Here is a 19,857-nt window from a genome sequence, read left to right as displayed (position 1 = left end):
TCCCTGGAAGGGAGGGGCTGGGGGTGGGTTGGCCGGTTCAAGCCAATGACGGTCGACCAGGCGGAACCCGACCCACCCCCAACCCCTCCCTTTCAGGGAAGGGGGCAGACGTGGCGTTCGCGGGTGATCGCGTTCGAGCCGTTTCCGCGCCGTCGGCTCTTTCCTAGCCGCGGCCCCTGTTGCATGGAGCGCCGCGATGACTGCCGTTCCCGCTTTCGATGATGTGCCCGCCGCGCAGGTTTCCACGGTCTCGCGCGTCGTCGCGCCGGTGTTCCACCGCTTGCTCGACCGGATCGACGCAGGACTGGAGAGCGGCGGGATCGATGCACGCCTACCGGACGGCACACGGCGGCTGATCGGCGGACGTGCGCCGGGGCCTTTGCCCATCGTCACCGTGCATCGCTGGCGCGCGCTGGTGCGGCTCGCGACGGCGGGGTCGGTCGGCTGGTACGAGGGCTGGGCGGCAGGCGACTGGTCGAGCTCCGATCCGGTGCCGCTGTTCGACCTGTTCATGCGTAACCGCCGCTCGCTCGGGAGTTCCGCGCGATCGGGCGGCGTGGTGCGTCTGGCGGCGCGGGCGTGGCATCGGATGCGACGTAACGACCCGACCGGCTCGCGGAAGAACATCGCGGCGCATTACGACCTTGGCAACGATTTCTACGAGACGTGGCTCGATCCGAGCCTGACCTATTCGAGCGCGATCTTCGCCGAGCCGTTCGACGATGCCGAACCGCATGAGACGGCGCAGGCGACCAAGCTGCGCGCGATCCTCGACCGGACGCACGCGCGGGCGGGGGATACGATCCTGGAGATCGGTTGTGGCTGGGGATCTTTTGCCGAGATGGCGGCGCGTGCGGGGGTCGGCGTGCACGCACTGACCCTGTCGATCGAGCAGAAGCGGCAGGTCGACGACCGGATCGCGGCGGCGGGGCTGGACGGGGTTCGCGTGGCGCTGACCGATTACCGCGACGTCACCGGCACCTATGATGCGGTGGCGAGCATCGAGATGGTCGAGGCGGTCGGCGAGGAATATTGGCCGGTGTATCTCGATGCGATCGCGCGCGCGTTGAAGCCGGGCGGGCGTGCGGCGTTGCAGTATATCTCGATCGACGACGCGATCTTCGACTCCTATTCGCGGAGCGTCGATTTCATCCAGCGCTATGTTTTTCCGGGCGGGGTGCTGTTGTCCGAGCCGCGGTTTCGCGCGCTGGCGGAGGCGCGCGGGCTTGCGTGGGAAGACCGACACGGGTTCGGGCTGCATTATGCCGAGACGCTGCGGCGGTGGCGGGTGGCGTTCGATGCTGCGGTCGCGGAGGGGCGGTTGCCGGCGCGGTTCGATGCGCGGTTCGTGGCGTTGTGGCGGTATTATCTGATGTATTGCGAGGGCGGGTTTCTCGGCGGCGGGATCGATGTCGCGCAGGTGACGCTGGTGAAGCGCTAGCGTTTTCCTGCGTACGCAGGAATCCAGGGTAACGGGCGGTGGCGCTTGGTATCCTGGGCTCCTGCGTCCGCAGGAGAACGGTTAGGCTACCCGCTCGAAATGGCCGGGTTCGAAGCCTTCGATCGCCAGCGCGACGATGCGGTCGGCCACCACCGTCGGCTCTTTCACCGAGTTCGGATCCTCGCCCGGATAGGCCCGCGCGCGCATCTTGGTCCGCGTCGCGCCCGGATCGACAATCGCCGTACGGATGGCGCTGATCTCGGCCATCTCGTCGCCATATGCGCCGAGCAGCGTCTCGAACGCCGCCTTCGACGCGCCATAGAGGCCCCAGTACGCGCGAGGCTTGCGGCCGACACTTGAGGTCACGCCGATCACGCGCGCCGACTTCGCCTTCTTCAACATCGGATCGAACGCCGCGATCAGTGCCGCCTGCGCGCTGACGTTGAGCGTCAGGACCTGCGCCATTTCCTTCGGATCGATCGCCGGGACCGACGACAGCGAACCGAGCATGCCGGCGTTGAGCACAAGAATATCGAGCGCATCCCAGCGGTCGCCGATTGCCGTCGCGAGCCGCGCGATCGCTTCGCTCTCGGCCAGATCGAGCGGGGCGATCGTCGCCGAGCCGCCGCCCGCGTGGATCGTCGCCTCGACGTCTTCGAGACCACCGGGCGTGCGCGCCGTCAGGACGACGTGTGCGCCCTTTGCCGCCAGCGCGATCGCAGTCGCAGCGCCGATGCCGCGGCTGGCACCGGTGACCAAGGCCAGCCGGCCGTCGAGAGGCTTGTCCGTCATAATCGCTCCGGGAGTATCAGATGACGCGTTCGGCGAGCATTGCGAACTGATCGACTTCGGCGCCCTCGTCATGGTCGGTCAGCGTGGTCGGATAGTCGCCCGTGAAGCACGCATCGCAATATTTCGGGCGGATATCCGCGCGCTTCGCCTCGCCGAGCGCCTTGTAGAGGCCGTCGATCGAGATGAAGTTCAGGCTGTCGGCGTGGATGAAGCCGGTCATGCCGCCCAGATCGAGCTTGGCTGCGAGCAGTTTCGCGCGCTCGGGCGTATCGACGCCGTAGAAGCACGAATGCCGCGTCGGCGGACTGGCGATCCGCATATGGACTTCGGCGGCACCCGCCTCGCGCATCATCTGGACGATCTTCAGCGAGGTCGTGCCGCGGACGATCGAGTCGTCGACGAGGATGACGCGCTTGCCCTTGATCAGCGCGCGGTTGGCGTTGTGCTTCAGCTTCACGCCGAGGTGGCGGACCTTGTCGCCCGGCGAAATGAACGTGCGGCCGACATAATGCGAGCGGATGATGCCGAGTTCGAACGGGATACCCGATTGCTGCGCATAGCCGATCGCCGCCGGCGTGCCCGAATCGGGGACGGGAATGACGAGATCCGCATCGACCGGAGATTCGATCGCAAGCTGCGCACCGATCGCTTTGCGCACCGAATAGACCGAGTGATCGTCGACGATCGAATCCGGCCGCGAGAAATAGACCCATTCGAAGATGCACGGCCGCGCCGCCATCGGTGCGAACGGCCGGATCGAGCGGATCTCGGACCCCTGGACGATGACCAGTTCGCCGGGCTCGACCGCGCGGACGAAGGTGGCGCCGACGACGTCGAGCGCGACCGTCTCGGACGCGAAGATCACCGCCTCGCCGAGCTTGCCCATCACGAGCGGCCGGATGCCGAGCGGATCGCGGCAGGCGATCATGCCTTCCGGGGTCATCACGATCAGCGAATAGGCGCCTTCGATCTGCTTCAGCGCATCGATGAACCGGTCGAGCAGCGTGCGGTAGTTAGACGTCGCGACGAGATGGATGATCGTCTCGGTATCGCTGGTCGACTGGAAGATCGAACCGCGCCGGACGAGCTCGCGCCGCAGCCGCATCGCATTGGAAATATTGCCGTTATGCGCGATCGCGAAGCCGCCGGTCGACAGCTCGGCGTAGAGCGGCTGGACGTTGCGCAGCGCGGTCTCGCCGGTCGTCGAATAGCGGACATGGCCGCAGGCGACGGTGCCCGGCAGCGCGCGGATCACGTCGTCGCGGTCGAAATTGCCCGCGACATGGCCCATCGCGCGGTGGGTGTGGAAATTGGCGCCGTCGAAGGTCGTAATGCCGGCGGCTTCCTGCCCGCGGTGCTGCAGCGCGTGCAGCCCCAGGGCTACGAGCGCGGCTGCGCCATCGGTGGCGGAGACGCCGAACACCCCGCATTCTTCGCGGAGTTTGTCGTCATCGAAAGGATTGGTCGTCTGCATGCCGGATCTCACGTCGTGCGGAAGCTGCCCTATACGAGCGGTTGGCGGGCTTGTCGCCTGTTTGTAATAACATTGCGTGCTGCTGGTCGCATCGGGACGGGTTTCGGGTATATCCGGGGCATGACACACAGCCGCGACACGGGCCTGACGCTCAATCCGAAATTCGATTCCGCCGGGCTTTTGACAGCGGTCGTCACCGACCGCGTGTCGGGCGACGTGCTGATGGTCGCGCATATGAATGCGGAAGCGCTGGCGCAAACGCAGGCAACCGGCGAGGCGCATTTCTGGTCGCGCAGTCGGGAAAAGCTCTGGAAGAAGGGCGAGACGTCGGGGAACGTGCTGCGCGTCGCCGAGTTGCGGATCGATTGCGACCAGGATGCGGTTTGGGTGATCGCCGATGCGGCGGGGCCGGCGTGCCATACCGGCGAGCGGACGTGCTTCTTCCGGCGGATCGAGGGGGGCAGACTGGTGCCGGCCGAATGAAGCGGGTGTTGCTGCTCGCACTGGTGTTGTGCGCGTGCGGGCGGGAGCCGTCCAATGTCGTGGCGGACAGCGCGGGGGCTCGGCTGGAGGCGGCGGCGGAGACGGCGGGGATTGTGCCCGATCCGAACGCGCCGCTGCAGGGATCGTGGGCGCGCGACACCGACCGGGTCTGCGTCGTCGGCACCGAGAAGACCGCCCGGATCGGGGTCAGCGTCGATTACGGCGAAGACCAGGGTTGTGCGGCATCCGGAACGGTCGAGCGTTCGGGGGATGCGCTGAAGCTCGCATTCGGCGCGTGCAAGTTCGACGCGCGGTTCGACGGCGACCGGATCGTCTTCCCGTCCGAAATACCCGAGGCCTGTGATACGCTCTGCACCGGCCGCGCATCGCTGGCGGCTGTGACGGTGGATCGGATCAGCGAATCGCCCTCGGAGGCTTCGACGTTACGATCAACGGGTGGTCGATCATCTGCCGGGAAGTTGCTCTGCGCTAATTGACGTTGACGTAAACGAGAGTTATTTGTCTCTGGATGGCGACACGAGCATCTCTCTCTCCGGTCTCTCCCGAATCCTACGCGGTGATCGAACCGCGGCATGACCGGGAAAGCTTCACGATCTCCGATCTCTCCGCCGAGTTCGACGTGACGGCGCGGGCGCTCCGTTTCTACGAGGACGAGGGCCTGATCGCGCCCGAGCGTCGCGGCACGCAGCGCATCTATTCGCACCGCGACCGCGCGCGTCTCGCCTGGATCCTGCGCGGCAAGCGCGTCGGGTTCAGCCTCGGCGAGATCCGCGAGATGATCGATCTCTACGATCTCGGCGATGGCCGGCGCGCACAGCGCCAGGTCGTGATCGAGCGCAGCCAGGCCCGGATCGCGCTGCTCACCGCGCAGAAGCGCGACATCGATCTCGCCATCGACGAACTCACCAGTTTCGTGGCCCTTCTCGAAGCCAGCCGCGCCCAAGACACCCCGCAAGGATAAACCATGCCCCAGTATACGCCCCCCGTCCGCGACACGCGTTTCGTCCTCGAGCATGTCGTCGGCCTGCCACGCTATTCCAATCTCCCCGGCTTCGATGCGGCGTCGCCAGACGTCGTCGATGCAGTCCTTGAAGAGGGTGGCAAGTTCGTCGCCGAAAAGCTGTTCCCGCTCAACCTGTCGGGTGACCAGCAGGGCTGCACGCGGCACGAGGACGGCTCGGTGACGACGCCGGACGGCTTCAAGGAGGCGTATAAGCAGTATGTCGAGAGCGGCTGGGCGACGCTCGGCAACCAGCCGGAATATGGCGGGCAGGGGATGCCGCACGTCGTGTCGACCGCGTTCCAGGAATACATGATCTCGTCGAACATGGCGTTCGCGATGTATCCCGGCCTCACGCACGGCGCGATCGCCGCGCTGATCGCCAAGGGCTCGGACGCGCAGAAGGCGATGTACGTGCCGAAGATGGTGTCGGGCGAATGGGGCGGGACGATGAACCTGACCGAGCCGCAGTGCGGCACCGATCTCGGCCTGATCCGCACCAAGGCCGAGCCGCAGGCGGACGGCTCGTACGCGATCACCGGGACGAAGATTTTTATCTCGAGCGGTGAGCATGACCTGACCGACAACATCATCCACCTCGTGCTCGCCAAGACGCCGGGCGCGCCGGATAACGTGAAGGGCATTTCGCTGTTCGTCGTGCCGAAGGTGCTGGTGAACGAGGACGGTTCGCTCGGCGCGCGCAACGGCGTCACCTGCGGGTCGATCGAGCACAAGATGGGCATCCACGCGAACTCGACCTGCGTGATGAACTATGATTCGGCGACCGGCTGGCTGGTCGGCGAGGAGATGAAGGGCCTCGCCGCGATGTTCATCATGATGAACGCCGCGCGTCTCGGCGTGGGCTTGCAGGGTCTCGGCGTGGCCGAGGTCGCCTACCAGAATGCGGTCCAGTATGCGCAGGATCGCCGCCAGGGTCGCGCGCTGACCGGGCCGAAGGAGCCTCAGGAGAAGGCGGACACGCTGTTCGTCCATCCCGACATCCGCCGCATGCTGATGGAAGGCAAGTCGCTGACCGAGGGCCTGCGCGCGCTGATCCTGTGGACCGCGCTCCAGGCCGATCTCGAGCATCATGCCGAAACCGAGGAAGAGCGCCAGCTGGCGGGCGATCTGATCTCGCTGCTGACCCCGGTCATCAAGGGCTATGGCACCGACATGGGCTATGCGATCGCGACCAACGCGCAGCAGGTTTACGGCGGCCACGGCTACATCGCCGAATGGGGCATGGAGCAGTATGTCCGCGATGCGCGGATCGCGATGATCTACGAAGGCACCAACGGCGTCCAGGCGATGGATCTGGTCGGGCGCAAGCTGGCGCAGAACGGCGGGCGCGGGATCCAGGCGTTCTTCAAGCTGGTGGCGGACGACGTCGCCGCGGCGAAGACCGATCCGGCCACCGCAGTGTTCGCCGAAGCGCTGGAGAAGGCCAACGGCCAGCTTCAGGCGGCGACGATGTGGTTCATGGCAAACGGCATGAAGAACCCCGAGAACGTGGGTGCCGGCGCGGTCAGCTACATGCACCTGATGGGGATCGTCGCGGTCGGCACGATGTGGCTGCGGATGGCGGTCGCTGCGACCAAGCTGAAGGCAGCAGGCGAGGGCGAGGCTGCGTTCCTCGACGCCAAGCTGGTGACCGCGCGCTTCTATGCCGAGCGGATTCTTCCGGATGCGGGTGCGCTGCGTCGCAAGATCGAGGGTGGCGCGGAGTCGCTGATGGCGCTGCCGCCCGAGATGTTCATGGCCGCCTGATCGGGGCCCTTCTGCTCCCCTACCTGAAAGGGAGGGGCAGGGGGTGGGTCGGTTTCCGCAAGCTCCAGACGCTGGCGGTTCAAGCCGGCCGACCCACCCCCAACCCCTCCCTTCCAGGGAGGGGAGCAAGTTGGCTTCCTACTTTGGCGTAGCCGCAGGCGCTGGCATGGTTCCCGGCGGGGGCGGGGCAGTAACTGTCGTCTTTCGCCGGACCCCGTTCAGCTCGGCCGCCACCGGCCCAGCGGGCGCAACCGCGGCGGGCACCGGCACCGCGGTCAGCGTCGCCTGAACCCTCATGCATTGCGCAGGATCGGCGCGCTTGAACTGGCGGCAGTTCCAAAGCGACTTTTCGTAATTGCTCGACCGATCGCGCAGGTAGCTGAAGCTCAACGCTGCGGTCTGGGCCGGTGCCAGCGGCAGCGAGGTTGCCGCCTTGCTGCCGTCGGTCCACGCCATGTAGCGGCAGAACGGCTTGTCCCCACATGCTTGCGCCGCGAGCGTCGTCAGCCCGTCCGCGGTCTGGCTGCGGGGCAAGGCTACGAGGATCGTATCGCCATCGACTGGCACCGCGGGCGCAGGCGTCGTCTCCGTCACAGGCCCAAACCCCATGGCGATCGACGCCTCCGCCAACGCCGCATCGGCCTCGGCCAGCGCAGCGCCCGTCTTGTGCGCGTCGGACAGGTCGGCAAGCTGCGCGATCACCGGCTCGACCGTCTCGGGATGACGCCCGAACGCCGCGGGTGTCCCCCACCAGCCGGACCAGCGGAAAAACAGGTGCGTGTTGACCGCGGTAATCTTGTCGAGGCTCGACTGCCAATAGGGCACGACCCAATCGGTATGGTAGTGCGTCGCATAGCCGACCTGCTTGAACACCGCCCCGGACAGCGACGAAGCCGCGACCTCGCGCGCGCGGCGCCAGGCGTCGTCGGTGGGGTGCCAACGCGTGATCGCACCGTCGCAACTGAAGCTGAACTGGCAACCGGTGGCACGGTCCTGCCCTTCGAACACGACGCTGCACACCGTCTTGGGGAAGGCCGGATGGCGCAAGCGATTGAGCACGACCTGCGCGACTGCACGTTCGCCTAGCGTGTCGTCGCCGGCCTCGTAGAGGATGCCCGCCGCCATGCAATCGGTGGCGCGCGCCAAATCCTCCGGCCCGCCGGCAAAGCGGAACGGCCGTGCGGCCGGGTTGGGCGCGGTCGAGAACGGTACCGTCGCGTTGAACGCGCGCGCGTCGTCCGGGCTGAGGTCGACGAACTTGACGGGTTCGACTTCGGGCACTTCGGCTTGCGGCACGACCCGGCCGGGCGGGAGTTTGACCCGCTTAGATACGTGGACGATCGTCGGCGCATTGGCAACGACCAGCGCAGGCCCGACGATCGCCAGCGCGGAAATGCCGACGAGAGTGGCGCGCAGCACCGTGGTGCCGCGCGCGGAGAGATCGGTCTTCACTGTTCGGGCAGGAAGTCCGGGACCGACAGATAACGCTCGCCGGTGTCATAGTTGAAGCCGAGAACGCGAACATTGTCAGGCAGATCGGGCAGCTTCTGGAGGATCGCTGCGAGCGTCGCGCCAGAGCTGATGCCGACGAGCATGCCCTCTTCGGTCGCCGAACGGCGCGCCATGTCCTTGGCCACCGCCGCGTCGACCTCGATCACGCCGTCGAGTGCCTGTGTGTGGAGGTTCACCGGAATGAAGCCCGCGCCGATGCCCTGGATCGGGTGCGGACCCGGCTGGCCGCCCGCGATCACCGGCGATGCTGCCGGCTCGACCGCATAGACCTTCAGCGACGGCCATTCCTTCTTCAGCGCCTCCGCGACGCCGGTGATGTGGCCGCCGGTGCCGACGCCGGTGATGATCACGTCGATCGGCGTATCGCGGAAGTCGGCGAGTATTTCCTGTGCCGTCGTAGCAACATGCACGGCGATGTTCGCAGGGTTTTCGAACTGCTGCGGCATCCAGGAACCGGGCGTCTGCTCGACGAGTTCCTTCGCGCGCTCGATCGCGCCCTTCATGCCCTTCTCACGCGGGGTCAGGTCGAAGGTCGCGCCATAGGCGAGCATAAGGCGACGGCGTTCGATCGACATGCTCTCGGGCATGACGAGGACGATCTTGTAGCCCTTCACCGCGGCGACGAGCGCAAGGCCGATGCCGGTGTTGCCGCTGGTCGGCTCGATGATCGTGCCGCCGGGCTTGAGGTGGCCGTCCTTCTCCGCGGCCTCGATCATGGCGAGCGCGATGCGGTCCTTGATCGAACCGCCTGGGTTCGACCGCTCGGACTTCACCCAGACTTCGGAATCGGGGAACAGCTTCGACAGGCGGACGTGCGGCGTGTTGCCGATCGTGTCGAGGATCGAGTTGGCCTTCATGGCTTGGCTTCTCCGTGCTGGGGTTCGGTCTCTAACATCTCGGGGGGATCAAAGGTCTTGGCCGCCCTGAGTTCCGGGAACAGTCGCGCCCAGCCGATCGTGATCGCAATAGCACCGACGCCGCCAAATACCACTGCGCCGACCGGGCCGAGCAGCGAGGCCATCACCCCGCTCTCGAACTCACCGAGCTCGTTCGAGGCGGAAATCGTGAGCTGCGACACCGCGCTGACCCGGCCGCGCATCGCGTCGGGGGTGTGGAGCTGGATGAGCGACTGGCGGACATAGACCGAGATCATGTCCGCGCCGCCCGCGACGATCAGCGCGATCAGGCTGAGGACGAAGGCGGGGTGGATGGGGACACCGGCGATCGTGCCGGGCGCGATGCCGAGCAGGTCGACGATCGGCGTGGCGATGCCGAAGGTGAGGATCGCCAGGCCGAACACGACCACCGCGATCAGCATCTTCACGCCGACATTGGTGCTCATCGGCCGGACCGAGAACCACACGGCAGTGACCGCCGCACCGATCCCCATGCCGGCGGCGAGCACGCCGAGACCTTGGGAACCGACATGCAGGATGTCGCGCGAATATACCGGCAGCAGCGACGTCGCGCCGGCGAGCAGCACCGCGAACAGGTCCAGCGTGATGGTCGCGAGAACGAGGCGGTTGCGGCGGACATAGGTGAAACCCTCGATGATCCGGGCGAGGGGGCGGTGGTCGGTCTGCGTCGCGGGCTGGGGCACCGGGCCGATCATGAACATGAAGACGAGCGCCACGAGGAAGAGCAGCGTGGCGACGCCGTACGCGACTTCCGGGTGGATCGCGTACAGCAGCCCGCCGACGCTCGGCCCGGCGATCGTGCCGACCTGCCACGCGATCGAACTCACCGCGATCGCGGTCGGAAGGACGGCGCGGGGGACGAGGTTGGGGGCGAGGGCGGAATAAGCCGGGCCGGAAAAAGCGCGCGCCACGCCGAACGCGACGGCCGCGACGAACAGCACGCCGAGCGTCAGGTGGCCGGTCCAGGTCAGCAGCCACAGCGTCGCGGCCGTCAGGACGAGCAGCGTCGTGGTCCCGCGGACGATCCACCGGCGGTCGAAGCTGTCCGCGACGAGCCCGGTGATCGGGGTGAGGAGGAACAGCGGCACGAACTGCGCGAAGCCTATCATGCCGAGCATGAAGGCGGCCTGGCGGATGTCCATCGTCTCGCGGGCGATGTTGTAGACCTGCCACCCGATCACGATCGACATCGCGCTGACCGCGATCGTGCCGGTGAAGCGGGAGAGCCAATAGGCGCGGAAATTGGCGATCCTGAGGGGATGCTGGTGCGGGTCTGTCGTCGGGGCCATTGCGGTGGGCTTTAGGCGCGGGCGCGAGGGGAGGGCAACCGGAGCTTTGCTTGGGGTGGGGATAGCGGCTCAAGCCAGGACTGTTCGTTCCCTTGTTCTCCCGCGAAGGCGTGAGCGCCGCGGTTTGGCATGCGCGTTATGGCCACCACTCCCAATATTGCAGTCCACCCCGGCGGAGGCCGGGCCCAATTGGGGGACGGCGCCAACTGAGCGATGCGCATCGTTACTGAAACCTTCCCAATTGGGCCCCGGCCTTCGCCGGGGTGGTGGCCTGCTGGGAATTGGTAACCGCGAAGCATAGGACAAACCCCATCCCACGCCCCCAAAACCGACATACCCCAGACGGGAATTGATGTTCCGCCCCGTCCGCGCCTATAGGCTCCCTCAACTCCCCTACGGAAAACGAGGTTTCCCACATCGTGGCCAAGACCCCCCCACCAGCACGCGCAATCGCCGAACCGCCGATTACGAACCGCGAACGACCGGCAGAACCAAAGCCCTACGAGGCGTCGAAGGACGAACTGCTCGAAATGTATCGGCAGATGCTGCTGATCCGCCGTTTCGAGGAAAAAGCGGGCCAGCTCTATGGCTTGGGCCTGATCGGTGGCTTCTGCCATCTGTACATCGGTCAGGAAGCCGTCGCGGTCGGCCTTCAGTCCGCGCTCAACGGCGAGACCGATTCGGTGATCACAGGCTACCGCGATCACGGCCACATGCTCGCCTACGGGATCGACCCGAAGGTGATCATGGCCGAGCTGACCGGACGCAATTCGGGGATCTCGAAGGGCAAGGGCGGGTCGATGCACATGTTCTCGACCGAGCATAAGTTCTACGGCGGCCACGGCATCGTCGGTGCGCAGGTGTCGCTCGGCACCGGCCTCGCGTTCAAGCACAAATACTCGAACGACGGCGGCATCTGCATGGCCTATTTCGGCGATGGCGCCGCGAACCAGGGCCAGGTGTACGAGAGCTTCAACATGGCCGAGCTGTGGAAGCTCCCGATCATCTTCGTGATCGAGAACAACCAGTACGCCATGGGCACCAGCGTCAATCGCGCCTCGGCCGAGGACCAGCTGTATCGCCGCGGCGAGAGCTTCCGCATTCCCGGCATCCAGGTCGACGGCATGGACGTGCTGGCCTGCCGCGGTGCAGCCGAGGAAGCGCTGGCGTGGGTCCGCGCGGGCAAGGGTCCCGTCATCCTCGAGATGAAGACCTATCGCTACCGTGGCCACTCGATGTCCGATCCGGCCAAGTACCGCACGCGCGACGAGGTCCAGGCGGTCCGCGACAAGTCCGATCCGATCGATCACATGAAGAAGCTGCTCGACGCGCAGGGCGTGACCGAGGCGGATCTCAAGTCCCTTGAACAGGAAATCAGGAAAATCGTGAACGAAGCCGCCGATTTCGCCGAACAGACACCCGAGCCGGATCCCGCCGAGCTCTACACCGACGTTCTGGTGGAGAAGTACTGATGGCGATCGAGATCAAGATGCCCGCGCTTTCCCCGACGATGGAAGAGGGCACGCTGGCGAAGTGGCTCGTCAAGGAAGGCGATAGCGTCAAGTCGGGCGACATCCTCGCCGAGATCGAGACCGACAAGGCGACGATGGAGTTCGAGGCGATCGACGAAGGCACGATCGGTTCGATCGCCGTGCCTGAGGGCACTGACAATGTGAAGGTCGGCACCGTCATCGCGACGATCCTCGAAGAGGGTGAGAGCGCCAGCGACGCCAAGGCTGCGAAGCCGGCCGAGGCACGCTCCGGCGATGCGGCCAACGCCGCACCGAAGGAGACGCCGTCGGACTACAAGGCACCGCCGGTTCCGGAGGGCTCCTCGCCTGCCAAGGCCGAGAGCGGCACGCAGCAGCTCGTCGCGTCGGCCGAAAAGGTCGGCATCTCCGACCCCGCGATCCCCGAGGGCACCGAGATGGTCAAGACGACCGTCCGCGAAGCCCTTCGCGACGCGATGGCCGAGGAAATGCGCGAGGACGACCGCGTCTTCGTGATGGGCGAGGAAGTCGCGCAGTATCAGGGCGCGTACAAGGTCACGCAGGGCCTGCTCGACGAGTTCGGCGACCGTCGCGTCATCGACACGCCGATCACCGAATACGGCTTTGCCGGCATCGGTGCGGGCGCGGCGATGGGCGGCCTTCGCCCGATCGTCGAGTTCATGACCTTCAACTTCGCGTTGCAGGCGATCGATCACATCATCAACTCGGCTGCCAAGACCAACTACATGTCGGGCGGCCAGATGCGCTGCCCGATCGTGTTCCGTGGTCCCAACGGCGCTGCGTCGCGCGTGGGTGCCCAGCATTCGCACAACTTTGCGGCGTGGTATGCGAGCGTCCCCGGCCTGATCGTGATCGCGCCGTATGACGCGGCGGACGCGAAGGGCCTGCTCAAGGCCGCGATCCGCACCGAGGATCCGGTCGTGTTCCTCGAGAACGAGCTGATGTACGGTCGCAGCTTCGACGTCCCCAAGCTCGACAACCACGTCCTGCCGATCGGCAAGGCGCGGATCGTTCGCGAGGGCAAGGACGTGACGATCGTCAGCTACTCGATCGGCGTCGGCATCTCGCTCGAAGCCGCCGAGAAGCTCGCCGAAGAGGGCATCGACGCGGAGGTCATCGACCTGCGCACGCTGCGCCCGCTCGACACCGAGACGGTCCTGAAGAGCCTCGCCAAGACCAACCGCATGATCATCGTCGAAGAGAATTGGGCGACCTGCTCGATCGCTTCGGAGATCGTGTCGGTGGTGATGGAGCACGGCTTCGACGACCTCGACGCGCCGGTGCTGCGTGTGACCAACGAAGACGTGCCCATGCCCTACGCGGCGAACCTCGAAAAGCTGATGCTGGTCGACGTCGCGAAGGTCGTGAAGGCGGCGAAGAAGGTTACCTACAAGTAAGTTGGAACCCTATGGCCGGGTGATCCCGGCCGTAGGGTTTACGCGGCGTAGGTCGTGCAGACGCTCGCCGTGGCCCCCGACGCCGATCCGAGAGTCTGGTCGTTGCGCTCGCGCACATTGTAGACCGCCTCCGATCGCAGCACCGGCGTGCCGAAGAAGCGTGCCGACACCAGCGGTTGGTATTTGTACGTCACCTCGACGAAGATCAGCGCCGAGCCGGCCGCAGGCGCGATCTTGCGCGGGGCGGTGCCCATGAACTGAAGCGAGTTATTCGTCTTCCCCTTGTCCTGAAGCCCGTATTTGGGCTGCGACTCAGCGACGTTCAGTGCTCCGGTGCAGCGTTGCCAGCGGATATATTGCCCTGCATCGGCGCCGGTCTTGCCGTTGGATTCGACGCTGGACACGACGACGCGGCCATTGGCGGGAAAATCGCTGCCGCCGAGGATCGACGCGCTCAACAGCACCTCGTTCACGTCCGCCTCGTTGATCGAGTTACGCACGCGGGCCACGTTGTCCGACACCGAGGTGGAAATCTGGTTCACGCGCATCTGCGCGATCGCCATGTTGGTCACTTCGGCGCCGGCAAGCCCCAGCGTGATCAAGACCGGCGTCACCATGGCGAATTCGATCATGGCCAGTCCGCGGGTATCGCGGAATATGCTGGTCCAGGGCCGGGCCTTCACGGCGGCATCCGGGCGCGTGGCGGTCATGGCTTGGTGCATATGATGGTCGGCTCGCCGCGCGAGGTGAACGGTTGGTTGCGCACCGCGGTGGTCGCCTGCACTGTGCGCTCGGTGGCCCAGGACAGGAGTGGCCCGACCGGGGTCAGGTTCGGGTAGACGACCTTTGCCGTGTAGTAGATGACGTCGTCTGCGCTGCCGACGCCGTCGTCGCCGGGCGTGGCGTCGTAACGGCCGTTGTTGTTCGCGTCTTCATAGCAGTCGCCCGGATTGAAGACGTTCCGGGGATCGGTATCCGACGTGATCTTCTCCGGCTTGCCGACGTTGGAATAATTGTAATAGCGTCGCGTGGAGACGCTGACATATTGCGCAGGGACGACGGCCTGGACTTCGCTTTTGATCGTGTTGACCACGTCGGTCGAGGTCTTGCCGCCAACCGTCGTCATGCGCGCGGCCTTCGACAGCGCGCCGCGGACCATTGCCGTGACATAGCCCTGGTAGCCGACCTCCAGGATCATCATCAGCAACCCGACCAGTATCGGCACGACCAGTGCGAATTCGACGATCGTCGCACCGCCGGTGTCTCGACGAAGACTGCGCGGCGGGGCGGGGGCGGCCGTCACTGGCTGATCCTCAGCGATCCGACCTTCGTGCCGATCTCCTTGAACTTGGCGATGAGGTCCGCGGAGGTGGTGATGCCCGACGCCATCGACGGCTGCGATGCACAATTGCGCATGTCGTCGGTCAACGTCGTCGAGAAGGCGATGACGTAGAGCTGGACGCCTTGCGCACGCGCCGCGTTGCAGGCCATGCGGAAGCGCTGAAGATGCCGGCTCAACTGTTCGGCCTTCAACGTCGCTGCGTTGCCCGTCGAGCTTCCCAACACGCGCTTGTCCAACTCTTCGGCGCCATAGGTGGTGTACACGTCCATGTACGGCGACAGATCGCCATCGGTCATGAAGATCATGAACTTGCGCACCGCGAACCCTCGCAACACGCGGGGGTTGTCGGGATCGTTCTGGTCGTTCGAAACCGGCGTTGCGGACGCGAACAGGCCCTCGGACGAGATCAGCCGCGCACCCCAGATCATGCCGATGTCGTGATAGGTGCCACCGAGCGGCTTGAGATCGTTGACATATTTCATGAACGATTTCTTGTCGTCGTAATATTCCCTCAGCCGGCTGGCCGCGCTCGCACAGTATTTCGCATCCGTGTACTGGCGCAGGTACGTGGGCGAAAACTCGGCTTCCGGCCACCAGGGTGCCCAGCGGCTCGCGTCCGCGGTCGGCTTCATGTTGATATCGAGGTCCCACGCGTCGGATGGCGCGGTGGTCAGCGTTCCGCCGTCGATCGTCGTGTTGTTGGTCTGGCGCTCCTCGATGCAGCCGGCCCAGGTCGATCTGTTCGTCGACTTGGCGCCCCCCGGCGTCGGGACGTTCGCGCCGGTCTTGAACGCACTGGTGTCCAGCGTGACCCGTTTGTATGTCCAGTAATTCGTACAGGCGCCATTTGGATCTCTGCCCCCTCCGCCATAGGATGTCCAATTGCCGTCCAATGCGTCGCAGGTGTCCTCCGTACTCGTGCCGGGGCCGGGCGTGCGGACCCGGCTTTGGTAAGGCGCCGAATTGCGAATGAAGCTGGGGTCCTTTGCATAGACCAGCTTTCCGACATTGACCGTCGCATTATAAGGCACGAACCCGTAGCGAAGCCGCAAGTTGTTGTCGTGCAACTGATCCTGCGCCGATTCCAACGTGTCGTAGAGCGATTCGGACGCATCGCGCAGCGCCTGCATCTTGGAACCCTTCTCCTCCTTCTCGTTGCAGGCATCGTCCGGCTTGCTCGTCGGACAGTTCATCGAGCCCGACATGTCGAGCACCAGCACGATGTCGGTCCCGACGAAATCCTGCGTCGCCGTGCAACTCGTCGAGATCGGCAGCGTGTCGAAGCCGAACATCTTCATGATCGTCGTCGGGACCGCGGTCGCGGCGGTGATCCTGACCGTGCCGACCGCCGGCACCGTCACGACCGGTGCAAAGGCAGCCGTATCGAACGACCCGGAGGGAAAGTTGAAATTGAAATAGTTCTTCGCCTCGGTTTCCACAGCGGAGGTGAGGGTCGCGCCCGACAGCATCCGCCGCGCGGCCAGCGATCCCGCATCGCAGGCCTGCTGAAGTCGATCGCGCGCGACGTACGCCCGTGCCATGTCCAGGCCAGAACCAACCATGGCGAGCAGCGGCATCATCGCAAACGCGACGATCACCAGCGTGTTGCCGCGGACATCGGTACGCAGCCGCCCGAGAAAGGTCGTCGGCCTTTGGATTGGGTTGCCGTGCTTGGCGTTCATCGCAGTCCTGACTTGGGGCGGTATCTCGCCGCGTCCTGCACCGCGATCTCGTAAATCCCGCTCAAGGGACGTGGTTAGCGCAATATGAATCACGGGACCGGTGTCGTGCCGGGGGTATGCACGAGCATGATCGGGGCGGTATCGCAGGACGATGAACCGTCCTGACCCCGATCGCGAACTGGCGTTGACCTACGCCGACCCCGCCGCACGTCCCGCCCTCAAAGCATTGTTCGCGCTCGACGATACGCTCGGCGCGATCCTGCGGACGACGCGCGAGCCGTTGGTCGGCCAGATGCGACTGACCTGGTGGTATGAGGCGCTGGGGCGGCTGGATGTCGCGCCAGCGCCGGCCGAGCCCGTGCTGACCGCGCTCCAGACGTCGGTGCTGCCGGCCGGCGTATCGGGGACGATGCTGGCGGCGATGACCGATGGGTGGGAGGCTCTGCTCGAGCCGGTGCTCGATGCCGCGGCCGTCGAACGGTTCGCGCGCGATCGGGGACGGCGGGTGTTCGAACTGGCCGGCCTGATCCTCTCGGTGAGCGACGCGCGGATCGGTTTGGCAGGCGAGGGCTGGGCGATGGCCGATCTGTCACAGCGGCTGACCGACGCGCCCAGCCGTGCGTTGACGCGCGCGCGCGCGGTCGAGGCGCTCGACGCGGCATTGCGGGGTCGCTGGCCGGGCAGGGGACGTGCGCTCGGGGCGATGGCGCTGTCGGCGCGGTTCGACGTGTCGGATTCACCGCCGCCACCGGGCAGCCCGAAGCGGGTCGGGCGGTTGGCGTGGCACAGACTGACCGGATACTGACCAATCGGATGGGGATCGTCGCATCCGGGGCCTAGCGTGCAGGCTTGGGCAATGGGGGTGGCGGCGATGTGGCGGTATCTGGCGGGCGGTATGGCGGTGATCGCGTTGATCGTCGCGGGGTTCATGCTGTTCAGCGGGAACGCGCGGCCGAGGCCGCTGCTGCCCGCACAACCGGTATCGCAAGCGGGCGGCGCGGCGGTAGCCAGCGATCCGCTACCCGATGCCGCGCCCGAGGCGACCGCCAAGACGCGCGAGCAGAAGCGGTTCGATCGCTACGACAAGGATCGTGATGCGAAGATCACGCGCGAGGAATATCTCGTCCAGCGGCGCAAGGCTTACGCGCGGCTCGACGTGGACGGCGACGGCACGCTGTCGTTCGACGAATGGGCGGTCAAGGCGACGACCAAGTTTGCGGATGCGGACCGTGACAAATCGGGCGCGATGACCGCCCCCGAATTCGCCACGACCGCGGTCAAGCGGAAGGGGCCAGCTCGGCTGAATTGTCCACCGGTTCAGGCTGTTGCCGAGGAGAGTTGAGCCACTCTGCGAGCGCCGCACGGCCCCTGTCGGTGTACATCCGCTTGCGATCGGTTTTCTTCGTCCTGCCGGGGATCGGCGGGAACAGGCCGAAGTTCACGTTCATCGGCTGATACGTCTCGGCCTCCGCCCCGCCGGTGATGTGCCCGAGCAACGCGCCCAGCGCGGTCGCATAGGGTGGCGGCGTCAGCGTCTTGCCGGTCAGTTCGGCCGCCGCAAACAGCCCCGCGAGCATGCCGATCCCACAGCTTTCGATATACCCCTCGCACCCGGTGATCTGGCCTGCGAAACGGATGTTCGGGCGCGACTTCAGCCGCAGCGTCTCGTCGAGCAGTTCGGGCGAGCGGATGAACGTGTTGCGGTGCAGCCCGCCCAGCCGCGCGAACTCGGCATTCTCCAGACCGGGAATGCTCCGGAACAGCCGCACCTGGTCGGCGTGCTTCAGCTTGGTCTGGAAGCCGACGATGTTCCATAGCGTGCCCTGCGCATTGTCCTGCCGAAGCTGGACGACGGCATGTGGCCACCGGCCCGTCTTGGGATTGTCGAGGCCCACGGGCTTCATCGGGCCGTAGCGCAGCGTGTCGACGCCACGCTCGGCCATCACCTCGATCGGCATGCAGCCATCGAAATAGGGCGTGTCCTTCTCCCAGTCCTTGAACGGGGTCTTCTCGCCATCGACCAGGCCCCGGTGGAAGGCGAGATACTGATCCTTGTCCATCGGGCAGTTGATGTAATCCTTGCCCTCACCCTTGTCCCAGCGCGACGCGAACCAGGCGGTGTCCATGTCGATCGAATCGCGGTGGACGATCGGTGCGAGCGCATCGAAGAACGCGAGCGCCTCTCGGCCTGTCTCAGCGCCGATCCCGGCGGCCAGCGAGGCGGCGGTGAGCGGGCCGGTGGCGATGATCGTCGGGCCGTCGGGGAGCGCGTCGATACGTTCGCGGACCAGCGTGATATTCGGATGCTGGTCGATCGCCTCCGTCACGCTGTTCGAGAAATTGTCGCGGTCGACCGCGAGCGCCGAGCCCGCGGGGACGCGGTGGATGTCGGCCTGCCGCATGATCAGCGAGCCGAGCGTGCGCAGTTCCTGGTGGAGCAGTCCGACGGCGTTGCTCTCCGCATCGTCCGAGCGGAAACTGTTCGAGCAGACGAGTTCGGCGAGGCCGTCGGTCTGGTGCGCAGGCGTGCCTTCGCCGCTGCCGCGCATTTCGGACAGGCGGACCTTGAGGCCGGCTTCGGCGAGTTGCCAGGCGGCTTCGGAACCGGCGAGGCCGCCGCCGATGACATGGATATCGTGGGTCATTCCGGACAGATAGCGCGGGACGCCTGTCCTGTCAGCGGTTGTCGTGTCGGCGGGGCAGTCCCACTTCGTTCTCATGACGCACCCCACGAAGATATTCACGATCGGCTACGAGGCCACGACGATGACCGATTTCCTCAGCGCGCTGAAGGCGGCGGGGGTGGAGCGGGTGATCGACGTCCGCGCGCTCCCGCTGTCGCGGCGGCCGGGGTTTTCTAAGACGTCGCTTGCCGCATCGTTGCGTGAGGTCGAGATCGATTACGTCCACCTGAAGGCGCTCGGGACGCCTAAGCGCGGCCGCGATGCGGCGAAGAAGGGCGACGTGGCGACCTTGACCGCGGTGTATGACGAGCAACTCGAACTGCCCGAGGCTCAGGCACAGGCGGCGATCATGCTCGGGCTCGCCGCGGAGAAACCCAGCGCGCTGCTGTGTTTCGAGCGCGACCCGTGTCATTGCCACCGGACCTTGCTGTTGCAGGCGGTGGGCGAGGGGGCCGAGGTGGTGGATTTGTTTACGTAACGGGCTGATCAGCGTCCCGAGACAAGGTCGCCCAATCCACTCCGTCACCCCGGACTTGTTCCGGGGA

General features: G+C 65.8%; 19 protein-coding genes. 10 read left to right on the top strand and 9 right to left on the bottom strand.

Annotated features, from left to right (window positions below):
* The first annotated feature begins 196 nt into the window (after window positions 1–196).
* A complete protein-coding gene (locus NLI89_RS02785; RefSeq protein WP_254685617.1) occupies window positions 197–1,441 on the top strand; it encodes an SAM-dependent methyltransferase in 1,245 nt (414 codons plus the stop codon).
* 81 nt (window positions 1,442–1,522) lie between these two features.
* Here NLI89_RS02785 and NLI89_RS02780 read toward each other — a convergent pair whose 3' ends face one another.
* Together NLI89_RS02780 and purF are read right to left on the bottom strand one after the other, a co-directional pair.
* Window positions 1,523–2,233, bottom strand: a complete 711-nt coding sequence (locus NLI89_RS02780) for an SDR family NAD(P)-dependent oxidoreductase (protein ID WP_254685616.1) — start codon at window positions 2,231–2,233, stop codon at window positions 1,523–1,525.
* Window positions 2,234–2,249: 16 nt separating this feature from the next.
* Entirely contained in the window at window positions 2,250–3,707 is a 1,458-nt protein-coding gene (purF, locus tag NLI89_RS02775) for an amidophosphoribosyltransferase (protein WP_254685615.1), read from the bottom strand.
* A 120-nt stretch (window positions 3,708–3,827) separates the two neighbouring features.
* On the opposite strand from purF, the gene hisI reads away from it, so the two are divergent.
* The 4 genes from hisI to NLI89_RS02755 are packed head-to-tail and all read left to right on the top strand — an operon-like array spanning window position 3,828 to window position 6,978.
* Window positions 3,828–4,190, top strand: coding sequence for a phosphoribosyl-AMP cyclohydrolase (hisI, locus tag NLI89_RS02770; RefSeq protein WP_254685614.1), 363 nt, complete (start codon window positions 3,828–3,830; stop codon window positions 4,188–4,190).
* Complete coding sequence (locus tag NLI89_RS02765) at window positions 4,187–4,687, top strand: hypothetical protein (protein ID WP_254685613.1); 501 nt, start codon at window positions 4,187–4,189, stop codon at window positions 4,685–4,687. Before hisI ends, NLI89_RS02765 begins: the two co-directional genes overlap by 4 nt.
* A gap of 32 nt (window positions 4,688–4,719) precedes the next feature.
* Window positions 4,720–5,172, top strand: a complete 453-nt coding sequence (locus NLI89_RS02760) for a MerR family transcriptional regulator (protein ID WP_254685612.1) — start codon at window positions 4,720–4,722, stop codon at window positions 5,170–5,172.
* A 3-nt stretch (window positions 5,173–5,175) separates the two neighbouring features.
* Window positions 5,176–6,978 (top strand): acyl-CoA dehydrogenase C-terminal domain-containing protein, encoded by a 1,803-nt coding sequence (locus tag NLI89_RS02755; RefSeq protein ID WP_254685611.1) that lies wholly within the window; start codon window positions 5,176–5,178, stop codon window positions 6,976–6,978.
* A 138-nt stretch (window positions 6,979–7,116) separates the two neighbouring features.
* Here NLI89_RS02755 and NLI89_RS02750 read toward each other — a convergent pair whose 3' ends face one another.
* The 3 genes from NLI89_RS02750 to NLI89_RS02740 are packed head-to-tail and all read right to left on the bottom strand — an operon-like array spanning window position 7,117 to window position 10,696.
* Window positions 7,117–8,430: a cell wall hydrolase gene (locus tag NLI89_RS02750; RefSeq protein ID WP_254685610.1), complete on the bottom strand. Its 1,314-nt coding sequence runs from the start codon at window positions 8,428–8,430 to the stop codon at window positions 7,117–7,119.
* Window positions 8,427–9,347 (bottom strand): cysteine synthase A, encoded by a 921-nt coding sequence (gene cysK, locus NLI89_RS02745; RefSeq protein WP_254685609.1) that lies wholly within the window; start codon window positions 9,345–9,347, stop codon window positions 8,427–8,429. Before cysK ends, NLI89_RS02750 begins: the two co-directional genes overlap by 4 nt.
* On the bottom strand, window positions 9,344–10,696 hold the full coding sequence (locus tag NLI89_RS02740) for an MFS transporter (RefSeq protein WP_254685608.1): 1,353 nt from the start codon (window positions 10,694–10,696) through the stop codon (window positions 9,344–9,346). Before NLI89_RS02740 ends, cysK begins: the two co-directional genes overlap by 4 nt.
* Before the next feature lie 419 nt (window positions 10,697–11,115).
* On the opposite strand from NLI89_RS02740, the gene pdhA reads away from it, so the two are divergent.
* A complete protein-coding gene (gene pdhA / locus NLI89_RS02735; protein WP_056481968.1) occupies window positions 11,116–12,168 on the top strand; it encodes a pyruvate dehydrogenase (acetyl-transferring) E1 component subunit alpha in 1,053 nt (350 codons plus the stop codon).
* Entirely contained in the window at window positions 12,168–13,604 is a 1,437-nt protein-coding gene (locus NLI89_RS02730; protein WP_254685607.1) for a pyruvate dehydrogenase complex E1 component subunit beta, read from the top strand. The genes pdhA and NLI89_RS02730 overlap by 1 nt, the downstream gene beginning before the upstream one ends.
* Before the next feature lie 38 nt (window positions 13,605–13,642).
* On the opposite strand, the gene NLI89_RS02725 is transcribed toward NLI89_RS02730, so the two are convergent.
* The 3 genes from NLI89_RS02725 to NLI89_RS02715 are packed head-to-tail and all read right to left on the bottom strand — an operon-like array spanning window position 13,643 to window position 16,628.
* Entirely contained in the window at window positions 13,643–14,314 is a 672-nt protein-coding gene (locus NLI89_RS02725) for a TadE/TadG family type IV pilus assembly protein (RefSeq protein WP_254685606.1), read from the bottom strand.
* Complete coding sequence (locus tag NLI89_RS02720) at window positions 14,311–14,907, bottom strand: TadE/TadG family type IV pilus assembly protein (protein WP_254685605.1); 597 nt, start codon at window positions 14,905–14,907, stop codon at window positions 14,311–14,313. The genes NLI89_RS02725 and NLI89_RS02720 overlap by 4 nt, the downstream gene beginning before the upstream one ends.
* A complete protein-coding gene (locus NLI89_RS02715; RefSeq protein WP_254685604.1) occupies window positions 14,904–16,628 on the bottom strand; it encodes a TadE/TadG family type IV pilus assembly protein in 1,725 nt (574 codons plus the stop codon). Before NLI89_RS02715 ends, NLI89_RS02720 begins: the two co-directional genes overlap by 4 nt.
* A gap of 151 nt (window positions 16,629–16,779) precedes the next feature.
* Between NLI89_RS02715 and NLI89_RS02710 the strand changes: the two genes are divergently transcribed.
* Both NLI89_RS02710 and NLI89_RS02705 read left to right on the top strand, forming a co-directional pair.
* Window positions 16,780–17,433, top strand: a complete 654-nt coding sequence (locus NLI89_RS02710) for a squalene/phytoene synthase family protein (protein ID WP_254685603.1) — start codon at window positions 16,780–16,782, stop codon at window positions 17,431–17,433.
* A 66-nt stretch (window positions 17,434–17,499) separates the two neighbouring features.
* Window positions 17,500–17,970 (top strand): EF-hand domain-containing protein, encoded by a 471-nt coding sequence (locus tag NLI89_RS02705; protein ID WP_254685628.1) that lies wholly within the window; start codon window positions 17,500–17,502, stop codon window positions 17,968–17,970.
* On the opposite strand, the gene trmFO is transcribed toward NLI89_RS02705, so the two are convergent.
* Window positions 17,906–19,273, bottom strand: coding sequence for a methylenetetrahydrofolate--tRNA-(uracil(54)-C(5))-methyltransferase (FADH(2)-oxidizing) TrmFO (gene trmFO / locus NLI89_RS02700; protein WP_254685627.1), 1,368 nt, complete (start codon window positions 19,271–19,273; stop codon window positions 17,906–17,908). The genes NLI89_RS02705 and trmFO overlap by 65 nt on opposite strands.
* 73 nt (window positions 19,274–19,346) lie before the next feature.
* On the opposite strand from trmFO, the gene NLI89_RS02695 reads away from it, so the two are divergent.
* Window positions 19,347–19,790 (top strand): DUF488 domain-containing protein, encoded by a 444-nt coding sequence (locus NLI89_RS02695; RefSeq protein ID WP_254685602.1) that lies wholly within the window; start codon window positions 19,347–19,349, stop codon window positions 19,788–19,790.
* Window positions 19,791–19,857: the final 67 nt, after the last annotated feature.

The organism is Sphingomonas faeni (genome assembly GCF_024273235.1).
Classification (GTDB): domain Bacteria; phylum Pseudomonadota; class Alphaproteobacteria; order Sphingomonadales; family Sphingomonadaceae; genus Sphingomonas; species Sphingomonas faeni_A.
This window is presented reverse-complemented; position numbering and strand designations above follow the sequence as displayed.

Bases quoted from the DNA above. Each gene is read 5' to 3' on its own strand.
- NLI89_RS02785 (WP_254685617.1), top strand. From the start codon at position 197: ATGACTGCCGTTCCCGCTTTCGATGATGTGCCCGCCGCGCAGGTTTCC.
- NLI89_RS02780 (WP_254685616.1), bottom strand. From the start codon at position 2,233: ATGACGGACAAGCCTCTCGACGGCCGGCTGGCCTTGGTCACCGGTGCC.
- purF (WP_254685615.1), bottom strand. From the start codon at position 3,707: ATGCAGACGACCAATCCTTTCGATGACGACAAACTCCGCGAAGAATGC.
- hisI (WP_254685614.1), top strand. From the start codon at position 3,828: ATGACACACAGCCGCGACACGGGCCTGACGCTCAATCCGAAATTCGAT.
- NLI89_RS02765 (WP_254685613.1), top strand. From the start codon at position 4,187: ATGAAGCGGGTGTTGCTGCTCGCACTGGTGTTGTGCGCGTGCGGGCGG.
- NLI89_RS02760 (WP_254685612.1), top strand. From the start codon at position 4,720: ATGGCGACACGAGCATCTCTCTCTCCGGTCTCTCCCGAATCCTACGCG.
- NLI89_RS02755 (WP_254685611.1), top strand. From the start codon at position 5,176: ATGCCCCAGTATACGCCCCCCGTCCGCGACACGCGTTTCGTCCTCGAG.
- cysK (WP_254685609.1), bottom strand. From the start codon at position 9,347: ATGAAGGCCAACTCGATCCTCGACACGATCGGCAACACGCCGCACGTC.
- NLI89_RS02740 (WP_254685608.1), bottom strand. From the start codon at position 10,696: ATGGCCCCGACGACAGACCCGCACCAGCATCCCCTCAGGATCGCCAAT.
- NLI89_RS02730 (WP_254685607.1), top strand. From the start codon at position 12,168: ATGGCGATCGAGATCAAGATGCCCGCGCTTTCCCCGACGATGGAAGAG.
- NLI89_RS02725 (WP_254685606.1), bottom strand. From the start codon at position 14,314: ATGACCGCCACGCGCCCGGATGCCGCCGTGAAGGCCCGGCCCTGGACC.
- NLI89_RS02715 (WP_254685604.1), bottom strand. From the start codon at position 16,628: ATGAACGCCAAGCACGGCAACCCAATCCAAAGGCCGACGACCTTTCTC.
- NLI89_RS02710 (WP_254685603.1), top strand. From the start codon at position 16,780: ATGAACCGTCCTGACCCCGATCGCGAACTGGCGTTGACCTACGCCGAC.
- NLI89_RS02705 (WP_254685628.1), top strand. From the start codon at position 17,500: ATGTGGCGGTATCTGGCGGGCGGTATGGCGGTGATCGCGTTGATCGTC.
- trmFO (WP_254685627.1), bottom strand. From the start codon at position 19,273: ATGACCCACGATATCCATGTCATCGGCGGCGGCCTCGCCGGTTCCGAA.
- NLI89_RS02695 (WP_254685602.1), top strand. From the start codon at position 19,347: ATGACGCACCCCACGAAGATATTCACGATCGGCTACGAGGCCACGACG.